Consider the following 3,626-nt stretch of genomic DNA (forward strand, 5'->3'; position numbering starts at 1 on the left):
CTAATTTTCAGGGAAAAAATCCCTAAATTTTCCCCCCAATCACTCCAATGGTAGGCACTTTTTCAGGGAAAAAAAGTCTAAAAGCCTTATCCAACAAGGTTTTTAGATTTATTCAGCAAGCCCTATCTAAATTGCTCGTTAAGACTGCAAGGGGGAAGGGAGCAGGGAGAGGAAGTTTGAGCATTTGTACTAAAATTTTCAATCCGCAGTTTAAATTCAGTACAGCTTACTACAATTGGAAGTGCGGAATGTGGGTCAGAGGTCTATTATTGTTGTGCCTCTATCGGCTGAAAATACCGAGAAAAAACTCTTAAGTTATACTAAAATAATTAATACAGATAGGCATCTTCCCAGACGGTGAAAAGGAATTATTTACCCTTGAAAACCACAGTTAAAGTCAGCACACAAACCCAATTACCCCTACATCTAGTTATCACCCATCCCCAGTATCGTTTTGTCGATTTATTTGCGGGAATCGGTGGTTTTAGAATTGCTTTGGAGAAATTGGGAGGACGTTGTTTAGGCTATTCAGAAATCGATAAACAGGCTATCCAAGTTTATCAACAAAATTTTATTAGCTATCTCAACAGCGATGAAATTGCTTTCGGAGATGTGAGTAAAATCAGCAATTTACCCGATAATCTTGATCTTATTGTCGGCGGCGTTCCCTGTCAACCTTGGTCGGTGGCGGGATGTTTACGGGGATTTGAGGATCCCCGGGGAAAACTCTGGTTTGATGTGATTAAATTAGTCCAGAAAAGTCAACCGAAAAGCTTTATTTTCGAGAATGTCAGTGGGTTGGCTAGTCCTCGCAATCGGGAGAATTTACAATTAATTATCGATGAATTAACCAGCTGTGGTTATCAAGTTTACTGGCAGTTATTAAATGCCTACGATTTTGGTTTACCCCAGAATCGCGAGAGAGTTTTTATCGTAGGAATTAGAAAAAATATAGATAACTATGAGCGGTTTAAATTTCCTTTACCTTTGGGTATCCATCCCAAGGTTTTAGATATTTTAGAAGACATCAAAAATATTCAACCCGTCGAGAAAGTTAAGTTATCAGCAGATACTTTATTTAATGGTTTTGTTCCTCCATCGAGAACTCGTTTTCAAAAAGAAGATGAATTAAATGACTTCTTTATTTTTTCTGATTTAAGAAATGGCCACACAACTATTCATTCTTGGGATATTATCAAAACTACGGAACGACAAAAAAGTATCTGTTTAGCTTTGCTGAAATTAAGACGCAGTAAAAAGTATGGCGAAAAAGATGGTCATCCCGTGGCTTTTTCTGCTTTTTTGGAAATTATACCCGACCTAAAAATCGAGGAACTAAATCAGTTAGTTTCTCTGGGGATTTGTTGGCAAACGCAGCAGGGTAAGTATGAATTTATTAACTCGAAAAATATGACGGGAATTAACGGCATTTATCGGATCATTTTACCGACGGCCGATATTATTCCTACCCTAACCGCTACGGGTGCTAAAGATTATATTGCCACTATTTCAATTACCGCTACTCATCCCCAAGAATACAAACAATTGTTTTTAAAGAAAATCTATAAACCCAAAAAGTTTCGAGAAATTACTCCCCAAGATGCGCGTAAATTACAAGGATTCCCCGATAATTTTATCTATCATCCACAGTCAGCCATCGCTAAAAAACAATTCGGAAACGCTGTTCCTATAACTGTAGTGGAAGCAGTAGCAAGAAATTTACTAGAAATAATTTGACCAAATTATTAGACCGCGGGATACTGACTCATATTAAAATATTTAAAGGCTTAAAAATCCAAGTTGTTGTTGTGGGGAGTCTGTCGTCAGAAGTCGGTCATCAATACCAAATTAGTTTATACTTCATCTTTATGAGAAAGTCTGTAAATTATCCTAATTGCTAAGGAGGTTAAAAATTGAGACATTTCCTAGTAAAAATATAACTACTTTAAATTGAAAAAATGATCATGTTTAAACGATACGAAGCTGATGAACAAGTTATATTTCATGGTGATTCTTTGCCGATTTTATCCAGTGAGATTGCCTCTAATTCCGTAGATCTTATTTTTCTCGATCCTCCCTATAATATAGGTAAGCATTTTGCCGATTTTTACGACAAATGGGAATCGGAAAATGATTATATAAATTGGGCAAATCAAATTCTTGATTATTGCCTTCGTATCTTGAAACCCCAGGGAACATTATATGTTATGGCCAGCACTCAAGCAATGCCTTACTTTGATCTTTACTTAAGACAAAAAATGACGATTCTTAGTCGCATTATCTGGCATTATGATAGTTCAGGAGTACAAGCAACAAAATACTTTGGTTCGATGTATGAACCAATACTTCACTGTGTGAAAGATAAAAATAATTACACTTTTAATTCAAAGGATATTAAGATAGAAGCAAAAACCGGAGCAAAACGAAAACTAATTGATTATAGAAAAGCGATTCCGAGTCAATACAATACAGAGAAAGTACCGGGCAATGTTTGGTATTTCCCTAGGGTCAGATATCGCATGGATGAATACGAAAATCATCCCTCACAAAAACCTGAATCATTGCTAGAAAGAATTATTTTGGCCAGCACTGACAAGAGTGGAATTGTGCTTGATCCATTTGCAGGAACTTTTACAGCTGCAGCTGTAGCTAAACGTTTGGGAAGAATTTCTATTAGTATAGAATTACAAGAGGAGTATTTAAAAATTGGTCTTCGACGGATTCTCGGATGGCAAGAATACAAGGAAGAAAAGTTACTACCACCTCAAAAAAGCTATAGTAGAAAAAGCGAAAATAAACAAGAATCTAACTTTGTACAGGAGAGTCTTTTCGATGTCGATAGTAAAGCATGAATTCACCAAGATAATTATTAAAATTATCGATAATTACTTTCCCAATCAGGGAAATAGCATTTTAAATGCTAGTGAGTTATTGCAATATTTGAACATTAAAACTAGAGCCGCTAATCGAGGTTCTAAATCCCGAGCAGGATTGGCTAACCATTATGCCATTTATGTTTTAGTGGAAGACTATATTAATAATGAGTTTCATCTTAAGGATGGATACGACGAGTATCAAGGCGCTCAGTATATGACACTTTTTCGCAGGCAAAGGGAGCTTCCTTTTGGCGATAAATTACAAAATCATGCTCTCAATCATCGATTAAATCAGGAATTTAAAAAGTATTTTCCTACTTTATCTTATCTGCCGATAATTAGAGATGTTAAAACCAATAGATACTGGCTTAATGAGAATTTAATTAAGTTTTATCTAGAGGGTAATCAAGTTAATATTGCCCTGGTCATTATAGATATAATTGATGCCTATGTGCAAACAAGACAAAAAGCATTTAATCAATTTATCAGCTATTGTCAACAGATGATTGATATTCAACAGCAAGATCCCCAGAAAGCCATTGAATTTATTCGGAGTTTACTCAGACCAAACATTGATGCTAGAGTTTTTGAGATTGTCAGTTATGCAATTCTTAAAGAGTATTATGGGGAACAGAAAATATATTGGGGATGGTCGCCTGATCAGTTAAACTCTGAATACTTAACTTTTATATCTGGACTTCCCCCATACAGAAATACTAAAAAATTAACAAAACCCTTACTGCAGGTCGC

The 3,626-nt window shown here is 35.7% G+C and carries 3 protein-coding genes; all 3 read left to right on the forward strand.

What is annotated here, in order from left to right; translation table 11 throughout:
- Positions 1-378: 378 nt before the first annotated feature.
- Positions 379-1,737: a DNA cytosine methyltransferase gene (locus IM500_RS03180; protein ID WP_287737665.1), complete on the forward strand. Its 1,359-nt coding sequence runs from the start codon at positions 379-381 to the stop codon at positions 1,735-1,737.
- Between the two features lie 227 nt (positions 1,738-1,964).
- On the forward strand, positions 1,965-2,852 hold the full coding sequence (gene yhdJ / locus IM500_RS03185) for an adenine-specific DNA-methyltransferase (protein ID WP_287737667.1): 888 nt from the start codon (positions 1,965-1,967) through the stop codon (positions 2,850-2,852).
- Positions 2,833-3,626 (forward strand): restriction endonuclease (locus tag IM500_RS03190; RefSeq protein WP_287737663.1); only part of this gene is annotated, 794 nt, incomplete at its 3' end. The genes yhdJ and IM500_RS03190, both read left to right, overlap by 20 nt.

Source organism: Microcystis sp. M179S2 (genome assembly GCF_020245805.1).
GTDB classification, from domain to species: domain Bacteria; phylum Cyanobacteriota; class Cyanobacteriia; order Cyanobacteriales; family Microcystaceae; genus Microcystis; species Microcystis aeruginosa.

Coding starts and splice junctions, on each gene's coding strand:
- yhdJ (WP_287737667.1), top strand. CDS start 1,965: ATGTTTAAACGATACGAAGCTGATGAACAAGTTATATTTCATGGTGAT.